14 protein-coding genes are annotated in these 19,214 nt (G+C 41.5%); 8 read left to right on the forward strand and 6 right to left on the reverse strand.

The genetic code is table 11. The features are described from left to right. Window positions 1-163 precede the first annotated feature (163 nt). From msrA to PSH54_RS05350, 3 genes are all read right to left on the reverse strand, one after another. Window positions 164-700 carry a peptide-methionine (S)-S-oxide reductase MsrA gene (gene msrA, locus PSH54_RS05340; protein ID WP_029773872.1) on the reverse strand — a complete coding sequence of 179 codons (537 nt, stop codon included), beginning with the start codon at window positions 698-700 and terminating at the stop codon, window positions 164-166. A gap of 89 nt (window positions 701-789) precedes the next feature. Next, window positions 790-3,897: an efflux RND transporter permease subunit gene (locus PSH54_RS05345; RefSeq protein WP_004587179.1), complete on the reverse strand. Its 3,108-nt coding sequence runs from the start codon at window positions 3,895-3,897 to the stop codon at window positions 790-792. Window positions 3,898-3,900: 3 nt separating this feature from the next. Next, complete coding sequence (locus tag PSH54_RS05350; RefSeq protein ID WP_054983189.1) at window positions 3,901-4,953, reverse strand: efflux RND transporter periplasmic adaptor subunit; 1,053 nt, start codon at window positions 4,951-4,953, stop codon at window positions 3,901-3,903. 246 nt (window positions 4,954-5,199) lie between these two features. Here PSH54_RS05350 and PSH54_RS05355 point away from each other — a divergent pair, with 246 nt between their 5' ends. The 6 genes from PSH54_RS05355 to PSH54_RS05380 all read left to right on the forward strand — a co-directional run bounded on the left by PSH54_RS05355 (window position 5,200) and on the right by PSH54_RS05380 (window position 10,779). Beyond that, complete coding sequence (locus tag PSH54_RS05355; protein ID WP_004587177.1) at window positions 5,200-5,904, forward strand: DUF2982 domain-containing protein; 705 nt, start codon at window positions 5,200-5,202, stop codon at window positions 5,902-5,904. Window positions 5,905-5,924: 20 nt separating this feature from the next. Beyond that, window positions 5,925-6,257, forward strand: coding sequence for a hypothetical protein (locus PSH54_RS05360; protein WP_054983190.1), 333 nt, complete (start codon window positions 5,925-5,927; stop codon window positions 6,255-6,257). 151 nt (window positions 6,258-6,408) lie between these two features. Then, a complete protein-coding gene (locus tag PSH54_RS05365) occupies window positions 6,409-8,064 on the forward strand; it encodes an Lcl C-terminal domain-containing protein (RefSeq protein WP_273605649.1) in 1,656 nt (551 codons plus the stop codon). 9 nt (window positions 8,065-8,073) lie between these two features. Then, on the forward strand, window positions 8,074-8,592 hold the full coding sequence (locus PSH54_RS05370; RefSeq protein ID WP_273605650.1) for an Lcl C-terminal domain-containing protein: 519 nt from the start codon (window positions 8,074-8,076) through the stop codon (window positions 8,590-8,592). A 175-nt stretch (window positions 8,593-8,767) separates the two neighbouring features. Further along, window positions 8,768-9,685: an ExeA family protein gene (locus tag PSH54_RS05375; protein WP_273605651.1), complete on the forward strand. Its 918-nt coding sequence runs from the start codon at window positions 8,768-8,770 to the stop codon at window positions 9,683-9,685. A gap of 11 nt (window positions 9,686-9,696) precedes the next feature. Then, window positions 9,697-10,779: a general secretion pathway protein GspB gene (locus tag PSH54_RS05380; protein WP_273605652.1), complete on the forward strand. Its 1,083-nt coding sequence runs from the start codon at window positions 9,697-9,699 to the stop codon at window positions 10,777-10,779. A gap of 49 nt (window positions 10,780-10,828) precedes the next feature. Here PSH54_RS05380 and PSH54_RS05385 read toward each other — a convergent pair whose 3' ends face one another. Both PSH54_RS05385 and putA read right to left on the reverse strand, forming a co-directional pair. Then, on the reverse strand, window positions 10,829-12,022 hold the full coding sequence (locus PSH54_RS05385) for an HD-GYP domain-containing protein (RefSeq protein WP_273605653.1): 1,194 nt from the start codon (window positions 12,020-12,022) through the stop codon (window positions 10,829-10,831). 120 nt (window positions 12,023-12,142) lie between these two features. Beyond that, window positions 12,143-15,946, reverse strand: coding sequence for a bifunctional proline dehydrogenase/L-glutamate gamma-semialdehyde dehydrogenase PutA (putA, locus tag PSH54_RS05390; protein ID WP_029773864.1), 3,804 nt, complete (start codon window positions 15,944-15,946; stop codon window positions 12,143-12,145). Between the two features lie 207 nt (window positions 15,947-16,153). Between putA and PSH54_RS05395 the strand changes: the two genes are divergently transcribed. Further along, the gene (locus PSH54_RS05395) at window positions 16,154-16,636 is read left to right on the forward strand and encodes a winged helix-turn-helix transcriptional regulator (RefSeq protein WP_055252943.1); all 483 of its coding nucleotides are present in this window, start codon (window positions 16,154-16,156) and stop codon (window positions 16,634-16,636) included. A 112-nt stretch (window positions 16,637-16,748) separates the two neighbouring features. Here the strand turns inward: PSH54_RS05395 and PSH54_RS05400 are convergent, their stop codons facing one another. Next, window positions 16,749-17,354, reverse strand: coding sequence for a TIGR04211 family SH3 domain-containing protein (locus PSH54_RS05400; protein ID WP_024034313.1), 606 nt, complete (start codon window positions 17,352-17,354; stop codon window positions 16,749-16,751). 215 nt (window positions 17,355-17,569) lie between these two features. On the opposite strand from PSH54_RS05400, the gene PSH54_RS05405 reads away from it, so the two are divergent. Further along, window positions 17,570-19,090 carry a CYTH and CHAD domain-containing protein gene (locus PSH54_RS05405; RefSeq protein ID WP_273605654.1) on the forward strand — a complete coding sequence of 507 codons (1,521 nt, stop codon included), beginning with the start codon at window positions 17,570-17,572 and terminating at the stop codon, window positions 19,088-19,090. The last annotated feature ends 124 nt before the right edge of the window (window positions 19,091-19,214 follow it).

Below are 19,214 nucleotides of genomic sequence, written 5' to 3' on the forward strand. Positions count from 1 at the left end.
GGCTAAATGTGTCGCTATCTGCGTTAAAAAATTCTCATTTAGAACAACTAAATAGCGAATTTTTTGCCTTGCTATCAACACGTTTATCCATCCTCAAAATAGATCACTTAATTATGCGGATTGGTATTAGAATTACTTGAATTATTTTAACAACGCAAATTAGCTAGTCAGCTAAAAACTCTTTAAATACAGTTTCAAACTTGTGTAATTTAGGTGCTATTAAAATACTACAGTAACCCTGCTGTGGGTTTTCGTTGTAGTAATCTTGATGATAATGCTCCGCTGGGTAATATGTGGTAGCAGGGCTAACCTCTGTCACTATTGGCTCGCTAATATGGTTTTGTAACTGGGCTATCATCTCATTGGTTTTATTTAATTGCGCATCGTTGTGGTAATAAACAACACTTCTATACTGTGTGCCAATATCGTTACCTTGGCGATTTAATTGCGTGGCATCGTGTAACGTAAAAAACATGCTAAGCAGTGTTTCAAAACTCACTACAGCGCTGTCAAATTCCAGTTGCACAACCTCAGCATGGCCTGTTGTACCAGAGCAGACCGATTTATACGTGGGGTTGTCGGTATGGCCGCCGGTGTAACCTGAGCTTACGTTTAGTACACCTTTTACTCGTCTGAATGCAGCGTCTATACACCAAAAACAGCCTCCACCAAATGTTGCTAGTTGTGTTGATGTGCTCATAAGTTGTCCTAATTATGTATGTTACAGTATTAAGGCGAGCATAAATTGAATACGCCGTAACAGCAAGTTACGGCGCAGTGTAAGCTCAGTTAAATTTCTTCGCTGTCTTTTAACGGGTGAGAGTCGGCTTGCTTATTTAATTTTTGCTGTAAGAACTCTGGCGACTGTGTGTTGCGGGCTAGGGCATAATACGCTGCAGGCACAACATAAAGTGTTAGCAATGTTGATACAATAACCCCTGTAAATACCACCACACCAATTACCATGCGGCTCTCTGCGCCTGGGCCTGATGCCAATACTAAAGGCACTGCGCTCATTACCGTAGTCAGAGAGGTCATTATTATTGGGCGCAGGCGCTGAGTGGCCGCTTGCAAAATAGCCTCGCTAAATTCTACGCCTTTATCACGCAGTTGGTTGGTAAATTCGACTATTAAAATACCATTTTTAGCGCTTAAACCTATCAGCATTACAATACCAATTTGGCTATAAATATTAAGCGTTAAGCCCGTTGCCCATAGGCCAAACATGGCACCCATTAGGCCAAGTGGTACTGTTAGCATAATGACAAATGGGTGCATAAAGCTTTCAAATTGCGCAGCTAAAACTAAAAAGGTTACAGTTAGGGCAAGCACAAATACATAGGTCATGGCCGATGCGCCTTCGTAATATAATTGTGATTCACCTTTATAATCTACAGCGCCGTCAATGTCGTTTTCTTCTGCGGCTACTTTGTTTAAAAAGTTAAGTGCTTGTTCAAGTGTATAGCCGTCCGCAAGATTAGCGCTTAGTGTAATGGCGCGCATTCGGTTATAACGGTTTAAGCGCGATGCTGTGGCCTCTTCTTTTAAGCTTATAAGGCTATCTAGTGGGACCAGTTCACCACTGCGTGATTTAAGGTAAATATTTGAAATGTCAGTAGGGTTTGTAAAGTCTTGTTTAGTGCCTTTTAAAATTACATCGTATTCTTCACCACGGTCAATAAAGGTGGTAACACGGCGCTGCCCTAACATGGTTTCAAGCGTGGTGCCTACATCTGATACTGACACACCTAAATCGGCGGCTTTGTTTTTATCTATGCTGACTAAAAATTGTGGAAAGGTTTCTTTATAGTCGTGATCGATTCTTACCAAGCCTGGATTTTTTTCTGCGCGCTCTATAATGCGGTCGCGCCAATCAGCAAGTTGCTCGTAATCGTTACCTTGTAGTACAAACTCTATGGGGCGAGAGGAGCCGCCACCGCCAATACCACGGCGCATAATAGCAAAGGCACGTACATCTGTTACTTCGGTCATTTTGGCGCTTATTTCGTCCATAACTTCCCAGGTAGAGCGCTTGCGCTTATCCCAATCGGCCATACCAACGATAGCAACACCGCCACTGCCGCCCCAGCCCGGTACGCGTACTAAAACACGGCTTAATTCGCCAGCTTCTGAGTAAGGAAGCAGGCGCTCTTCTATTTTGGCCATGTTGGCTGCGTTATTTTCATAACTTGCGCCTTCAGGGCCGCTCATCATAATAAAAAAGGTACCGCGGTCTTCTTTTGGCGTAAGCTCAGAGGGCACTTGCAAAAACAACGAGTAGCTAACAAAACCAGCAAGTACTAGGCTTATCATTAAGCCCCATTTTTTGGTCATATTTGAGGTAAGCGATTGGCGGTAACTGTTTTCAACTTTGCTAAAAACACGGTCCATCCATTGGCTAAATTTACTTTCTTTTTCTGACGCTTTTAAAACTTTAGAGCACAGCGCCGGCGAGAGCGTAAGGGCAGTAATACTAGAGAAAAACACCGCGGCACTTACAGCCATTGCAAACTCTGTAAACAAAGCGCCAATTCGGCCATCCATAAATACTAAAGGTACAAACACCGAAATAAGCACAAGCGTTGTCGCAATAATTGCAAAACCTACTTCGCGGGCGCCTCTAAAGGCCGCTAATAAAGGTGGCTCGCCAAGCTCAATACGACGGTGAATATTTTCAAGCATTACAATGGCGTCATCTACGACCAGGCCAATTGCTAATACCAGCGCAAGTAAGGTTAATAAGTTGATTGAATAACCCATGGCAAGTAAAAACATAAAGCTGCCAACAAGTGCTACAGGCACTGTAACAGCAGGGATAAGCGTAGCGCGAATATTACCTAAAAAGATAAATATTATTAACACTACTAATCCCATAGAAATGGCAAGCGTGCTATATACTTCGTTGATTGACTCTTTAATGAAAATAGACGAATCGTAGCTGTCTTGAATAGTGGTGCCCTCTGGCAAATTACGTTTTATTTTTTCAAGTTCACTGCGGGCGTTGTCTACCACTGTTAAGGTGTTTGCTTTTGCTTGCTTTACTATGCCAAGGCCAATCATGTTACGGCCGTTACCACGGAACAGGCTTTCATCGTCGGCGGCTTCTAAATGTACATCGGCAACTTCACCTAAACGCACAAGGTAGCCGTCTTCACCGCGTTTAATAACTAAGTTTTGAAAATCACGTTGGTCTTTATAGCTACGCGCTGTACGTACGGTAAAGTCGCGGTCGATAGACTCAATTTCACCTGCTGGTAGCTCTACGTTTTCGCTGCGTAGGGTGTTTTCGATATCACTCGAAGTGATCCCACGAGCGGCCATGGCTTGGCGGTTTAGCCAAATTTTCATGGCGTATTGGCGCTCACCACCAATACGTACATTTGAAACGCCATCTACAACGGCTAATCGGTCGACAATAAAGCGCTGTGCATAATCGCTCAATTGCAGCGAGTTCATGGTTTCACTGTTAAGTACAAACCAGGCTATAGGGCTCTCGTCGCTGTTTGACTTAGATACCTCTGGTGGGCGTACTTGCTCTGGTAGGTTATCTAGTGCGCGGGCAACTCGCTCTCGTACATCGTTTGAGGCTGCGTCAATATCACGGCTTATATCAAACTCAATAACGATATTAGAGCGCCCATTTCTGCTTGAAGAATTAATACTTTTAATGCCTTCAATACCCGATATCCGGTTTTCTAATATTTGCGTTATTTTTGTCTCGACTATTTCTGCCGAAGCACCAGTGTAGTCAGTACTAATACTGACAATAGGGGTTTCAATATCTGGGTATTCTCTAAGTGGTAGCATCGAAAAAGCCACCAAGCCAAATGTTAGCAGTAGTAAGTTAATTACTATGGCAAAAACAGGGCGTTTAACACTCGTATCTGTAATTTTCACCGATTAACCCTCAACACTTACTTTGCTACCAGGGCGAATTTTAATAATGCCTTCGGTAATCACTTGCTCGCCATCGCTAAGGCCTTCATCAATCGCTACCCAGCCGTTATTTCTGCCAGCAACATGCACTTCTACCTTGTTGGCAATACCCTCTTTTACTTGGTATACAAAATGTTTATCTTGCAGTGGGATCACGGCTTTTTCTGGCACCATAAGCGCCTGATTACTACTAAGCTCCAGAGCGGTGTTTAAAAGCATCCCAGGGCGTAATAACCCGGATTTATTAGCAAAGCTTGCGGTTACTTCTACACTGCGAGTAATCGAGTCGATACGAGAACTAATATGGGTCACTTTGCCGGTAAAGGTGCGCCCCGGGTAGGCATCGTTTTGAGTATGTACTTTCATGCCTAGGTTAAGTTGAGATAAATATTTTTCAGGGACTTTAAAGTCAACTTTTATAATACTAATATCATCAAGTGTTGTAATAATTGTATCGCTACTTACATAAGCACCAACCGACACTTCTCGTTTGCCTAATAAGCCAGAAAACGGCGCGGTAATTAGCATTTCATCAAGTTTGGTTTTAGCACTTTCTAGTTGGGCTTGCGTGGCATCTACGCGAGAAAGCTGCTCTTCTAATAATGATTTAGCGGTAGATTGCGTACGAGAAAGCTCAGTAAGGCGGCTTAACTGACGTTTTTCTTCTTTTAAGTTAATGCCTAGCTCTTTTACAGCGTATTGTTCTTGCTGATTTTGCAGCTGCACAAGGCGTTGGCCTTTACTTACTAAGTCGCCATCTTCAAAATATATGTGTGTAACATAATCGCTTTGTGCGCTTTTTATATAAATTGCTTGGTTTGCGCGTGCACTGCCTATGGCTTCAATCATAACGGTGTTTTCTTGAGACGATACCGTATGAGCCATTACCTGTGTGGGTGTATCACTTGAATTAGATTGTTCGCCATGGCTAGATGGCAAATATAAGTACACACTTAAAATAACAAGAAGCGTAATTAAAAATGGAAAAAGAGCTTTACCTGACTGTTTTGAATACATCGTTTTCATACCTGAAAATAAATTGTAAGTATTGTACGAAATAAGACCGTGAAAAGGCGGTTATGTGTCTCATAAATTTGTGCGTTAGGCGTAAAAATTTATGAGACTAATTACTTGTTCCTATTTAACACTAAAATTATGATAAAACGATGAAGCAACTACCGCAGTGTAAAACCTGTTTAACAATGAGAAAAATAATACTTTGGGGTATTGTTATGTTTTTATTTTATATGGTTTTTTACCAATATGGGTAAGCCAAGTTCAATAATAAAATACAGGGCGCAAGGGGCGCGCAATGGCATTGAAGTACTTACTGTAGGCAGCGTAGGTTTAGTATTTATTATGCTGTTTAATTTACTGCGCCCGGGTGAAATTAGCTTAATAGAAATTTTTTTAGTAAGCATGTGCATAGCTGCTATTTTTATTGGTTTTTTAAAAACACAGGAACCTTATTACAGTTTAGTGCTTAGTGAGTCCTTACTTGTGTATCAGCATAAGTATGGCCAGTGGCAGTTACATGTTAGTAACTTACACCACAGCGGTATTCCTAAGGTGGCTGACGGCCTTGAACACCTTGAATTAAACGCAGTAGGTTTAAAACTCAATGATATGGACGAATTTTTAAGCGCTATACACCCACGCATTGCCGGAAAACTACTGATAGAGCAGCGTAATTTATTTATGCAAGCTGTTCAAAAACATTGCAAAAATGGCAATTGCCCATCAGAATGGTTAATAGAAGAGACACAATACACCTCACCTAAAGGATTTAGCTATACTGGACTTATAGCTATGTTTGCTAACAGAGCCAAGCACCTTGAGTTGTTAACGGGATATAATTTACTGTTACCCGCAAGTGTATTAGAGACAGACATTTGGTCGTTCAGTGCCGATTTAAATAAATGGAAACGCGCACCTGAACGGTTTATAGCATCGCAAGTTGGACACTAAATGCGATAGTAGGAAAAATAATGAGCCAAGAAAGATCTTTTATAAAGAGTGGTCGCAATACCATCATCCATAAAGATAAAAAGCTTGATCTAGTCATTGTAAATGCAGAGCAGCACCCACGTATAAAGGTAACTCAAAATGGTTTGGAGCCATTTAAAGAGGAGCTACCTAAAAACCGGCGTGATGCCAAAGAGCGTTACCTTGAAATTGTTAATGTAAGTAGCGCTGATATTTTTGGTGAAGAAAAACAGCTGTTGTTTATTCAGGCGCTTGATGGGCGTGAATACAAAGTAGATTACTCAAAAATAGGCACTAAGCTGTTTGTGCGTATTCATCAAGATACGTATATGTAATACCAATCCACAATAATGCTTAATCATTTTGCGACACGTTTTCCAGCCTCAAAATGGAGCACTTAATTAAGCGAATTGGAATAACTCTAAATGGCACCTTTATTGCTAGTGATTACACTATAGTAATTATTTGACATTATAGGTGCGTTTTATGAAAGCGTTTGCTTTTACTCCCCTTATATCTTGTTTTTTATTGGCTGCCTGTGGCGGTGGAGGCGGCGGTAGTGAAGACTCTGCTGTTGAAACCTCGGTTAATGCCGGAATCGATCTACAAGTTGTAGAAAAAACAGAGTTTACAATCACCGCACAAGGCTCACCAGATGACGGTACCTTTACTTGGCAGCGCGTTAGCGGCCCATCTGTGGACGGCTTCCCGCTTGAAGGTGCAGAGCAAACAATTACTGCGCCCGATGTTAAAGCCGATAGTGAACTTGTACTATCTGTAAGCTATCAAACAGATAACGGCAGCTTAGTTAGTGACAACGTGAGCATATTTATTACCTCAAGTAATCAATTACCGCTTGCTGTTGTTAGTCAAACAGCCCCAGAAACACTGCCTTCAACCTATAACGACACCGTAACGTTAAGTGCTGAAGAGTCGAGCGACCCTGATGAAAATGGCCAAATTAATAGCTATCAGTGGCAATTAATTTCAGGCCCAGATTTAGATGTAACCGACTTTGACAACTCTACGGTAAGTTTTAGCCACCCGCTGCTTGAATCAAATACTAATTTAATATGGCAATTAAGCGTTACCGACGACGAGGGCGGCGAGGCAAGTACTGAATACAGTATGACATTAAATAAAACAGACGAGCTGGTTGTGGCCAATGCCGGAGATGACCAAAACGTTGAAGAATTTGAGGAAGTGACCTTAGATGCAAGTGAAAGTGACACCCTAACAGATACGTTTTCATGTAGCTGGCAACAATTAACAGGCAATGCCGAAACGCTGGCAAATACTAGCCAATGTACCACGACATTTTTTGCCTCCGACGTTGATTTAGATACCACATTGAGCTTTGAAGTCACTGTTACTGATTATAAAGGGCGCACTGACACCGATACCGTATTTATTGATGTATCACCAAAAGCATTAGGGTTAATTAACGACAGTGGCCTAGGCGAGTGTTATAACAATACCCAGCGTATCAATTGCCAAAGTAGTGACTTTCCGGGTCAAGATGCAGAGCTTGGCCGAGACAGCTTTGCCAACCAACTCGATAAAGCAGGCCAAGGTAACCTTGCGTTTGACTACACTAAGCTAAATCAGTTTGCTGATGAAGTAGCGGATGATAGTGACGACTTTACTTGTATACGCGACAACGTAACGGGGCTTGTATGGGAAGTGAAAAGTGTAGAGTCAGGTACATTACCTAATACCACCTTACGCGATGGCCAAAATCATTACTTTTGGGATTTAGGCACGACAACCTTTACCGATACCAGTACTGCTAATACCACCTGTCCAGATGATACAAGCTGTGGTGTGCAAACCTATATAAATGAAGTGAACGACTTAGATTTTTGCGGCGGTACCAATTGGCGCTTACCAACTTACACTGAGCTGTTGAGCTTAATTGATTATGGCAAGCAGGGCGAAAACGTATTAATTGATGAAGCGTTTTTTCCAAATATGCCAGAAGCAGGCGCTATAGATGATGTGAATTTACCGTACTGGACATCGCAAACTGCAGCCGATGGTACCAGCTTATCGCAAGCGTACATTATCGATATGAGCAACGGGAATGACTTAGCCTACCCGAAAGAAAAATACGCGTATGTACGTTTAGTCAGAAGCCGATAGGAGAAAATCATGAAAACATGCTTACTATTTTCAATGGCTGTATTTAGCGTAAGCTTTCAACTAGCTGCAGCGCAAACGTGTTACGACGGGGCGGATACAACAACACCAACCACTCGCTTCACTCTTAATGACGATGGCACAGTGTTAGATACAGAAACAGGCCTAATGTGGCAACGTTGTAGCTACGGACAAGTTTACGATAGCGACACTGAAACATGTACAGGCTCTACCCCGTCACTTAATTGGCAAGAAGCACTCAGAGGTGCAGAAAACGACACCACTGCCGATTACGACGATTGGCAGGTGCCTAATATTAAAGAGCTTGCCAGTATTTTAGAGCACAGCTGCACCGAGCCAAGTATTAACGAAGAGGTGTTTTTAGGCACTAAATTGCAAAACTACTGGAGTAATACCTCAGGGGTAAGCACGATGAGCTCAGCATGGGTTTACCAGTTTGATAGCGGGCTTAATAGCTTACATGCTAAAACCAGTGACGTGTATTTACGTTTAGTGCGTTACGAAAACTAAGTAAAATAAAATAGCCAAGCACTTATCTTTAATACAAAAGCGCCGCTAAACTTAGCGGCGCTTTTTTGTTTTACATAAATTTACGTTATTTCAATAATAAAGCGCATACAACGTTGTTACTTTGTCGTTTTTTTTGCCATTATAGGCCGAGTTTTAATGACGAAGGAACATTGCGGTGTATTTAAGCTACTTTGGCTTGAGCGAAAAGCCATTTTCGATCTCGCCCAACCCCCATTATTTATTTTTAAGCGAACGCCACAAAGAGGCACTTGCCCACTTAACCTATGGTTTAGGCGAAGATGGCGGGTTTGTATTGCTAACCGGCGAAGTGGGAACAGGCAAAACCACCATTACCCGCAGTATGTTAGAGCAACTGCCAGAGAACACTCAAGTTGCAATGATCCATAATCCGGCGCTGTCGGAGCTTGAGCTTTTGGCCAGTATTTGTGATGAGCTAAACATTACTTACGATGCCCAAAATGCCACCCTTAAAAGTTTAACCGACATTATTAAGCAGCACCTAGAGGCTAATAACAAAGCGGGCGGGCACACAATTTTAATTATTGATGAAGCGCAGCTCCTTGCCCCCGATGTGCTTGAGCAATTACGACTATTAACTAACATAGAAACTGATCATAAAAAACTGCTACAAATAGTCTTAGTGGGTCAACCAGAGCTTCAGGCATTATTAAAACGTACTGAGCTTAGGCAGTTAGCGCAGCGAATTACAGCACGGTATCATTTATTACCGCTCACCCAAGGGCAAACAGTTGCGTATATAAAGCATCGTTTACATATTGCCGGGTGTGATAAAGGCGTTTTTTCGCTCGATGCGATGCAAGCTGTACATCAGTTAACTGGCGGCATTCCACGCTTAATGAATTTAGTCTGTGAGCGCGCGTTAGTCGGGGCTTTTTCTAAGCAGCAGCTTATTGTTGATAGTGATATTATAAAGCAATCAGCCCAAGAATCACTGCCTATAGACTTTGTGGCTGCGCAGAATAATGCGCCTAAATCCACTGGCCGTGTTTATTATTACTTAGCATTTGCTGCTTTGTTTGCAGTAGGTGTTGGCATGTCGTTTATTATATAGTTAGGTAATTTATGTCTTATTTATTAGATGCATTAAAGCAATCTCAACAAGCAGATATGAGCGCCGAGCAATATGATTTGCAGTCAGCGCAGTTAAAACAGCAGCAAGCACTTACGCGCTATAAAAAAATGGTGTGGCTACTTGGTGGCGCAATTGCAGCATTTATTGCCATAGCGGGTGGCTTTACAGCGGGTAAGTGGTTTCAAAGCAGCGCACTATTAAAAACAAGCCAGCCGGTTGACGTTGTTAGCACTGATAGCAAAAAACAAAAACAAGCAGTAACAGATGAGCCAGCTATAGCGCAAAATAAAGCCGTAAAGCCTGTAACATCACCTTCTTCAGAGGCTGAAAAAAATAGTAATAAAGCAACGATTGAAGGGCAGTTGGTGTATGTACAAACACCTACCGGGGTACAAAAAATGTTGCTTACCCCACAAGGGCAGTATATCCCTATTAATGATAATCCGGCGCAGCAGCAACCAGGTTACAATGTGCAAACCCCTATAAATGCTAACGGGTATAATCAAAATGCGTTTAATCAGCCGACTTACAATGCACAGCTACCTAATACGCAAAGCTATAATCCACTTGCTTATAATGCACACGGCCAAAACTCGCAATTTATGCAGCCACAAACACAAAATACAAGCTCAGCAGGTTTAGATATGAGCAAGTACAAAGTGCTTGGAAAACCACTGAATGGTGAAAATACGCCACACACGCAAGCGCCGCAAAGTAGTCCGGAGCTTGATGCTGTACCGAGTAGATTAAAAGATGCCTTTGCACAAGCGATAAAAGACTCGGAGCAAGAACAAGATTACGAAGTAACGCAGGCCTCTCGCAGTTCATCTCGAGTTAAACCGGTTGAGCTATTACCAGATGGCTTACAAGCCATGCTGCCAAGCATTAAATACCAAGCACATATATACTCTTCAAGTGCAGATAAACGCTGGATAAAGCTTAATGGCAGAGAGCTACACGAAGGGGAGAGCATTGGGGCACTAACAGTGCGCGAAATTACCCCAGAGCAAAGTGTACTTGATTTTGATGGTTATGAATTCAGTATTAAAGCTTTGCAGGATTGGCCGCAATAAAGCGCAGCCAATAAAGTAAAGCCGCAAAACTGCGGCTTTACTTTTTAACTCAGGGTAAAATAGCGTTTTTGTAAAAGCGCTCTAAATCAATGTTGTAGTCGGTCGGCTTAACAGTTGATTCGAGCTTGTCAGCTGTTTTTTTATTTGCCAAGTTTATATCTTGCATTTCCGTGTAGCGACCGTGTTTAGCACTATAAAATGTTTTAACCACCGGCTTTAAAGGTGTTTCAGGGTTACTCTGTGTAACCAAGCCTACTTTTTGGCTAGATAAGCGCACTAAGGTGCCTACTGGGTGAATGCCAATACATTGGATAAACTTAGTAAGTAGTTCACCATCAAAACTATCAGGGCAACCATCTTTTAAAATTTTAAACGCTTTTATAGGCTCCATACCGGCTTTATATACCCGCTCTGCCGTAAGTGCATCATATACATCTACAATTGACGCCATACGTACGTATTGGCTTATCTCATCACCTTTTTTGGCAAACGGGTAGCCTTTCCCATCTAAGCGCTCATGGTGTAGGCCGGCAATATCTACAGCAATCCCCGTTAATCCTGCTTCTTCCAAAATTTGCTTAGAATACAGAGCATGGTTTTGCATAATTTTAAATTCGTCTTCACTAAAGCGGCCCGGTTTATTGAGCACTTTGTCAGGAATTTTAATTTTTCCTATGTCATGCAACAAAGCACCTGTAGTGAGCTCTACAATAATGTCGCGTTCTATGCCTAAGTGCTTTGCAAAAATACCCATTAAAATAGAAACGTTGATAGAGTGCTCTAATAAGTAAGCATCTTTTTGACGCATTTGGGTTAAGCAGGCTAGGGCATCTTGGTTTCTAAAAATAGAGTCCATAAAGCCACTGGCAAGCTCTTTAAAAGGCGCTATGTCTATATCTCTACCCGCTTTTATATCGCCAAAGGCCTTTTGTTGAAGTGTTTTAGCTTCGTCGTAGAGCTTTTTAGCTTTGCCCATTTCTTGTTCGCTACTATGAACTTTAAGCCAAGGGTCGCGTTTTTTAATCTCAGCCTTAGGCGCTGGGGCTTGGGTGTCGGGCTCGGGTGTAGTTAATGTTTTATCTGGATCTATCTCTATTTCTAAAATGCCCGCTTTTTTGAGCTTATCGATACTCGTCTGAGTTTTAACCCAGCCTTGGTTTTTAATTTTAATGCGCCCAGTTTGTTTTGTAACACTTTGAACAAACATGCCAGGCTGTAATTGCGAAATAGAGATAACTTTCAATTTTTTTGCTTCTGTAATGGGTCTTTGTTTAAATTAGCATCATTATACGTTTCAATATAAAAAAAAAGGCACTTTTTAAGTGCCTTTTTTTACATTTTTAGTTAATTAGTATTGGATGGGCTATTCGTCATCTTCTACTAGGGTCATCAGTGAAGTATTACCACCAGATGCGGTAGTATCTATACTGATCGTTTTTTCAGTAATTAAGCGCTTAATTAACGTATCGTAATACTCTGAAGTAATTACTGGTAAAATAGCGCCTTTACGCTGTGCAAGTTGTTGGCTGAAGTAACCTAAACGAGACGAACGTGCAGCAACCACCGCACCCGCTAAGTGAGGGTGAGCCAAAATAGCTTGTAGCTGATTAGGTTTTGCAACCTGGAACACGCCCTCAGCAACGCCTGTGGCAATAAACTTATCTTTAAAGGCTACCGCTTCGTCGTAAAATAGCTCTGATGCTACCGTAATTACTGTATTACCTGCAGCAAGTGCTGTAATGATTGAAAGCGCCCAAAAGTTAAATGACGTGCTTTTATCTGCATAACATACTACACAACCACGTGCTTCAAGGTGCAAGGTGTTTGATTCACCAGTAGGCCCAGGCAAAGTAGTAAACTTACGCATATGTTTTTCTAAACGGTTAAGTTGTGCACGCGCTTCTGAAAGCGTTAATGCCAAATCGTCCGCTAGGTCATCAATAATTTCGACCGTTGCTACTTTAGCAAGCAACTGACGAACAGCCGATACACGGTCATTTAACGGTGTTGCACGCCAAATTTTCTCATCGCGCATTGAGTTAGCCATTAGCTTTTCAACTTGCTCGTTTGCACCGCTGTAATGGTGTAAATCAAGCTCATCTGGCGTTAGGTTAGTCATTTGCACGTTATCAGGTGATGCTTTCTCTTTTACTAAACGCTGCAGGTAGTTAGGGCCACCGGCTTTAGGGCCAGTACCAGATAAACCACGGCCACCAAATGGTTGCACACCTACAATGGCACCAATCATGTTGCGGTTTACATATACGTTACCCGCACGCGACATTTTAGCTAGGTACTCACAACGCTCTTCAATACGTGAGTGAACACCCATTGTTAAGCCATAACCTGTGTTGTTAATTTGGTCAATCACGTTGTCGATATCATTCGCTTTAAAGCGAACAATGTGCACACATGGACCAAATACTTCACGTTTAAGTACTGATAAATCTTCGATTTCGTATAAACGAGGGGCAAAAAAGTAGGCGCCATTTTCAGTGTTATCAGGGATCTTACACTCGTAATGAAGTGTTGCATTACCTTTTAAGTATTCAACATGATCATTTAGCGTTTTAAGGGCTTTTTCATCAATTACTGGGCCTACATCGGTAGAAAGTAATGACGGGTCGCCAATATGCAGCTCGGCGAGTGCGCCCTTAAGCATTTCAATAATGCCATCGGCTACATCTTCTTGTATAAACAATACACGCAGTGCTGAACAACGCTGACCTGCGCTTTGGAAACCTGAGCTTATTACATCATCAACAACTTGCTCTGGCAGCGCTGTTGAATCCACAATCATACAGTTTTGGCCACCGGTTTCTGCAATTAACGGTACTTGAATATCGTTACGCGCAGCCAGTGTTTGTGAAATCAGTGTGCCTGTTTCTGTAGAACCGGTAAACATAACTGCCTGAATACGCTCATCAGGTACAATTGTTTTACCTACCTCAGAACCACGGGCAATCACCGGCTGTACTACATGCTCTGGTAAGCCAACCGAAAGCATTAACTCAATAGCGCGAAGTGCGATTAAGCTTGTTTGCTCTGCAGGTTTTGCAATAACAGTATTACCAGTCACTATCGCAGCGGCCACCTGACCTAAGAAAATAGCAAGCGGGAAGTTCCACGGGCTAATACATAAAATTACACCGCGTGCTTCAAAGCGCTCATCGCTTGCAAGTTCTTCTGCACGTGCCGCGTAGTAGCGACAAAAATCAACGGCTTCACGTACTTCGTCAATACCATCTTGCGCAATTTTACCGGCTTCTTTAATACATATAGCTACGAGCTCATCGTGGTGACGCTCTAGAATATCTGCCACGCGGCGTAATAAATTAGCACGCTCTTTTACAGATGTTTGCGACCATGACTCAAACGCCGCTTCTGCATTGGCCAAAATGTCTTTCATCTCATCGCCAGATTGGAGTTTAACGTGGCCGATGATTTCGTTGTGATTAGCTGGGTTTTTAACTGCTAATGCGCCTTCAGGTACTTGGCTTTGATCAATTAAGTGATCGTTAAACCAGTTTTCAAGGTTTTCTTTGAATGGCGTAATTACATTAATATCGGTTAAGTCCATGCCTTTAGAGTTAGCACGCTCATCGCCGTATAAGTCGATTGGCATTTTAATTTGCGTATTGTACTTATTACGTAAACCTTGCAGTGTTTCTACTGGATCAGGTAATAGCGACTCAACAGGTTTAGTGGTATCTACAATGGCGTTTACAAACGATGAGTTAGCGCCATTTTCTAGTAAACGACGTACTAAGTAGGCAAGTAGGTCTTCGTGCTGGCCAACGGGTGCATAAACACGGCATTGAATTTTTTCTTCATTTACGATTTGGTCAAATAAAGATTCGCCCATACCGTGTAAACGCTGGAATTCAAATCCGGTGTTATCGCCTTTAGCAACTTCTAAAATAGTGGCTGCAGTGTAAGCGTTGTGTGTTGCAAATTGCGGGTACAGTACATCGCGTGCTTCTAGCATTCTAATAGCACAAGCTTTGTAAGATACATCGGTAGTTGCTTTACGCGTAAATACTGGGTAGTGCTCTAAACCATCTTGTTGCGTGGTTTTAATTTCTGTATCCCAGTAGGCACCTTTTACAAGGCGAACCATCATTTTACGGCCTACACGAGTAGCAAGTTCAGTTACCCATTCAATAACAAAAATAGCGCGCTTTTGGTATGCTTGTACGGCTAAACCAAAACCTTGCCAGTTACCTAAATCTTCATCGCTGAATACCGCTTCTATAACATCTAGAGAAATATCTAAGCGGTCAGCTTCTTCTGCATCAACTGTAAAGCCAATGTCGTACTTTTTAGCAGCAAGCGCGAGCTCTTTCAGTTTAGGTACAATTTCGGCCATTACGCGGTCTTTATGCGTAAACTCATAACGTGGATGAATAGCAGAAAGTTTAACTGAAATACCTGGGCTTTTAACTGGGCCACGGCCATTTGCCGCTTTACCAATTGCATGGATTGCGTTCATGTAGCTGTCGAAGTAACGCTTAGCATCTTTCATTGTGCGCGCGCCTTCGCCTAGCATGTCGTATGAGTAAACGTAGCCTTTTTGCTCTTTTTCAGCAGCGCGTTCAATGGCTTCGTCAATGGTGCGACCCATAACGAACTGCTTACCCATAATTTTCATGGCAAAGTTTACAGATTTGCGAATCACAGGCTCGCCTAAACGACCTATGGTCTTTTTAAGCATGCCAAATTGCTGTTCTTTGGTTTTATCTGTGTAGTTAACCATTTTACCGGTTACTAATAATCCCCACGAAGAAGCATTAACGAATAAAGAATCGCTGCTTCCTAAATGAGAACTCCAATCACCTTTAGCAAGCTTGTCACGAATTAACGTATCTTGCGTGGCTTTGTCTGGTACGCGAAGTAGGGCTTCGGCCAAACACATTAACACTACACCTTCCTCACTAGAGAGTGAGAATTCATTTAAAAGTGCGTCTACACCGCTTTGACCGTCTTGATCTTTTCGAATGTTTAAAACAATCTGGCGAGCTCTTTCCCATGCACGGCTTCGTGCTTTAACACCCACTTCTGCAAGTGGTAAAATATGATCAATAACAGCATTTTCATCAATGCGGTAAAAATCACGAATTTTCTGTCTTGTAGGACAGGTTGTTGTCAAATCGCCATTGAATAACATAAGCAACCCTTAGGAATGTTAATATGTAAATAGTAGAACAAAATTTATGTGCTTGGGCTGTTGAGCTAAAGCAACTTTGCTACCAATAAATTACCAGTGATGTAATGCGTGCATTCTAATTAAATTTCAGCAGAATATGCTGGTTAAATTTCACGATTTACGATAATTTACAGGGCATATTTTCAACTTATCCGTATAAAATTCTGTATGACAAGTCCAAATAGATTACGCCTGCTTGATCGTATCGATTTAGCAATATTAGACGTTCTTCAAAAGAACGGCAGAATTTCTAATGTTAACCTAGCAAAACAGGTTAATTTAAGTCCTAGTCCATGCCTTGACCGTGTAAAACGTTTAGAGCAAGAAGGCTATATAGAAGGGTACTTCGCAAAGCTTAGCGAACAAAAGCTGAATCAGAGCTTAGTAGCACATGTGCAAGTATCGCTGGTGACATCTAACACGGCTGTTTTTAAAGTATTTAAAGAGCATATACTTAAAATTGAGCAAGTTGTAGAGTGCGATATGGTAGCGGGAGGGTACGACTACCTGCTAAAAATTAGGGTCTCGGATATGGATGAGTATCGACAGGTGCTAGGAGACTTAGTCGATATTCCGGGAGTAGGTACTCACCATACTTACATGGTAATAGAAAAAATTAAGCAGGATCCTGGTTTACGTTTGGATATTTAAAAACCAAATGCTTATTGCAATACATTACACACACATTAAAAAAGCACCTAAGGGTGCTTTTTTAATGATTAGCCAGCGGCTATTAAACTTAGTTAACCAAGGTTTTGGTTAATTAAGCCCACCCTTCGTAGCGCTTACGGCGCGAAAGTACAACGGTAAGTATAATACCTAAAAACAAACCTATAAAAGCAATAGCGCCACCATAAGTAAGTAGTTGGCGTTTTTCTTTTGCAGTGGCTGCTTGTTTTTGAGCGCGTTCTTGCTCAAGCGTTGTTTGCAGCTCAGTAATTTGTTGATTAAGCAATTTGTTTTGATTAGTTAAGCTTTGATTATGTTCTTGTAACTGGGGTAGTTCAACTTGTGCTTGGCGTAGTTTGTTTTGCACTGTGCTCATTTCGCTACTGAGTGTTTGATACTGCTGATGAAGCCCTGGCGTTTGCGATATAAATTTAGACTCAACCCAACCTTCACGGTCTTTATCGTCTTTTATTTTTATAAAGCCGTTTTCTTCTTTTGATAGCACGGTTAATTTAGTACCCGCATCTACAGAGCCAAGTAAGCGGTAGTTTTTACCTGCGCCAGAGCGCATAAAGGTATATAGATTATCGATTATATAAGCTGAATTTGCATCTGATGAATTGGCTGTTTGAGCTTCTTGTGCTTGGCTTATAAACGAGGTGGCTGTTAAAAGTAGCCCTAGTAAACAGTGTTTTAGCATTTATCTACCTTGTTAGTCTATCCGTGTCCGTTGTGGTTGTGATTGAGATTTTCACATAAGTAGTGAGATAGTATGGATTAAACGCGTTAATAGCAAGGTTGATATTGTAACCCAGTGCGGGCGTTGCTCAGCCAAAAAGGTTAAAAAATTTGCAAAATGAGGTGGCTTTGTTTATTTTGAGCACTTATTAATTTTAAAGGTAATCCTCAACCCTAATGGATACTGAGATAGAACTGAAGTTTTTGGTATCAGATGCCGTTGTTCCACTGATCCCCTCGCTAATCACACAATTTGCTAAAACGGTTATTAATAAACCTTCACGTAGTTTGCAAAATGCCTATTACGATACCCCAAGTAGAGAGCTTAGAGCCCTTGATATAGGTTTTAGAACCCGCTGTGCCGACAGTAAATGCGAACAAACAATAAAGCTTGCTGGCGAAGTTGTGGGTGGGCTACACCAACGTCCTGAATACAACTTACCAATTGAATCAAGCCGTCCTGATTTATTAGCATTTAATAATGCTATTTGGCCTCATGGTATGCAAGTAAATGCTATTAGCAATAATTTATATCCTATTTTTAGCACTAACTTTATTCGTCGTACTTGGTTAATAGAAACCCCCAATGGCGCAAAAATTGAAGTCGTGCTAGATAAGGGCGAAATAGCAGCATCGGGTAAGGTTGATATTATTAGCGAGCTAGAAATAGAGCTTGTTGAGGGCAACAGAGACGAGCTATTTGCTTTGGCAGATAAACTTGTTAGCCAAAACTGTATTCGTTTAGGGCTTTATTCAAAAGCAGCTAGAGGATACCGACTAGCCGATGAAACACCGCTTAAACCAAGTAAGTCTATTGGGTTTGTAAAATTAAAAAAACAAGCAACTCAAGAGCAAGCACTAATAGAAGCCATGAACTTTGGTATTCGTTTTGTGCAAAAACATGAGCAGTGTTATTTTGACAAACCAAGTTTAAAAACGCTCAAACGTGTGACTGATGGCATTAGCTTAATTAGGCATAATTTTTGGTTGTTTGACGATATTGTAAGTAAAGACAGTACTGAGCAATTAAGAACAGAGTTAAAGTGGCTGTTAAGTGAATTAGCCTGGGTTGAAAATGCAATTCAGCTAAAAACTTATACATCTAAACGCCATGCATTTTATAAAAAAATAAATGCAGCGCCTGCATTAGCGCAAGTTATTAATGATTTAAAAGAGCTACAGCCAAGCATTGATGATATTAATGCTTTGTTTCAAAGCGCGCGATACAACCGTTTATTGCTGTCGTTGACTACTTGGTTGGTAGATAAACAATGGCGTAAGTTTTGGGGGCAAACTCAACTACAGGCGGCAGAGCAGCCAGTAGCTAAAATTGCTAAACGTTTATTTAATAAAGATTGGCAAAATTTAGATAAGCTACTTCCCAAAGAGCAAACGCTTACAGCACAAGATTATTTAAGCTTACGCACCCAACTAGAAAACAGCTTATTAAGCGGTAATTGCTTAGGGTCATTGTTTGACAAAGAAGATCGCTTAGAATTTAGACTGCCGTGGCTGGATATTTCTCATGGTATGTACGAGCTCAGCACGCTGGAATATTTAAAGCAGCTTTGCGGCGGGCAAGAAGACGAGCAATTGGCTAAAATTCAACAGTGGCTAGATCAAAAGTCAGATTACTTAGTCAGTGCAATGGAGCAAAGCCGTTTAGCGTCTTTTGATATAGAGCCGTACTGGCAGTAGTATATTTAAGCAGGTGTGTGTATGGGCACCTGCTTTTATCTTTTTGTTGAAACTTTCTTAAACCTCCTAAATTAAATAACCTCTTAATTTCTACGTAATAAAAATGGTGCGTTAGTCACTCGTT

It is taken from the genome of Pseudoalteromonas sp. Angola-30, assembly GCF_028599215.1.
Classification (GTDB): Bacteria; Pseudomonadota; Gammaproteobacteria; order Enterobacterales; family Alteromonadaceae; genus Pseudoalteromonas; species Pseudoalteromonas atlantica.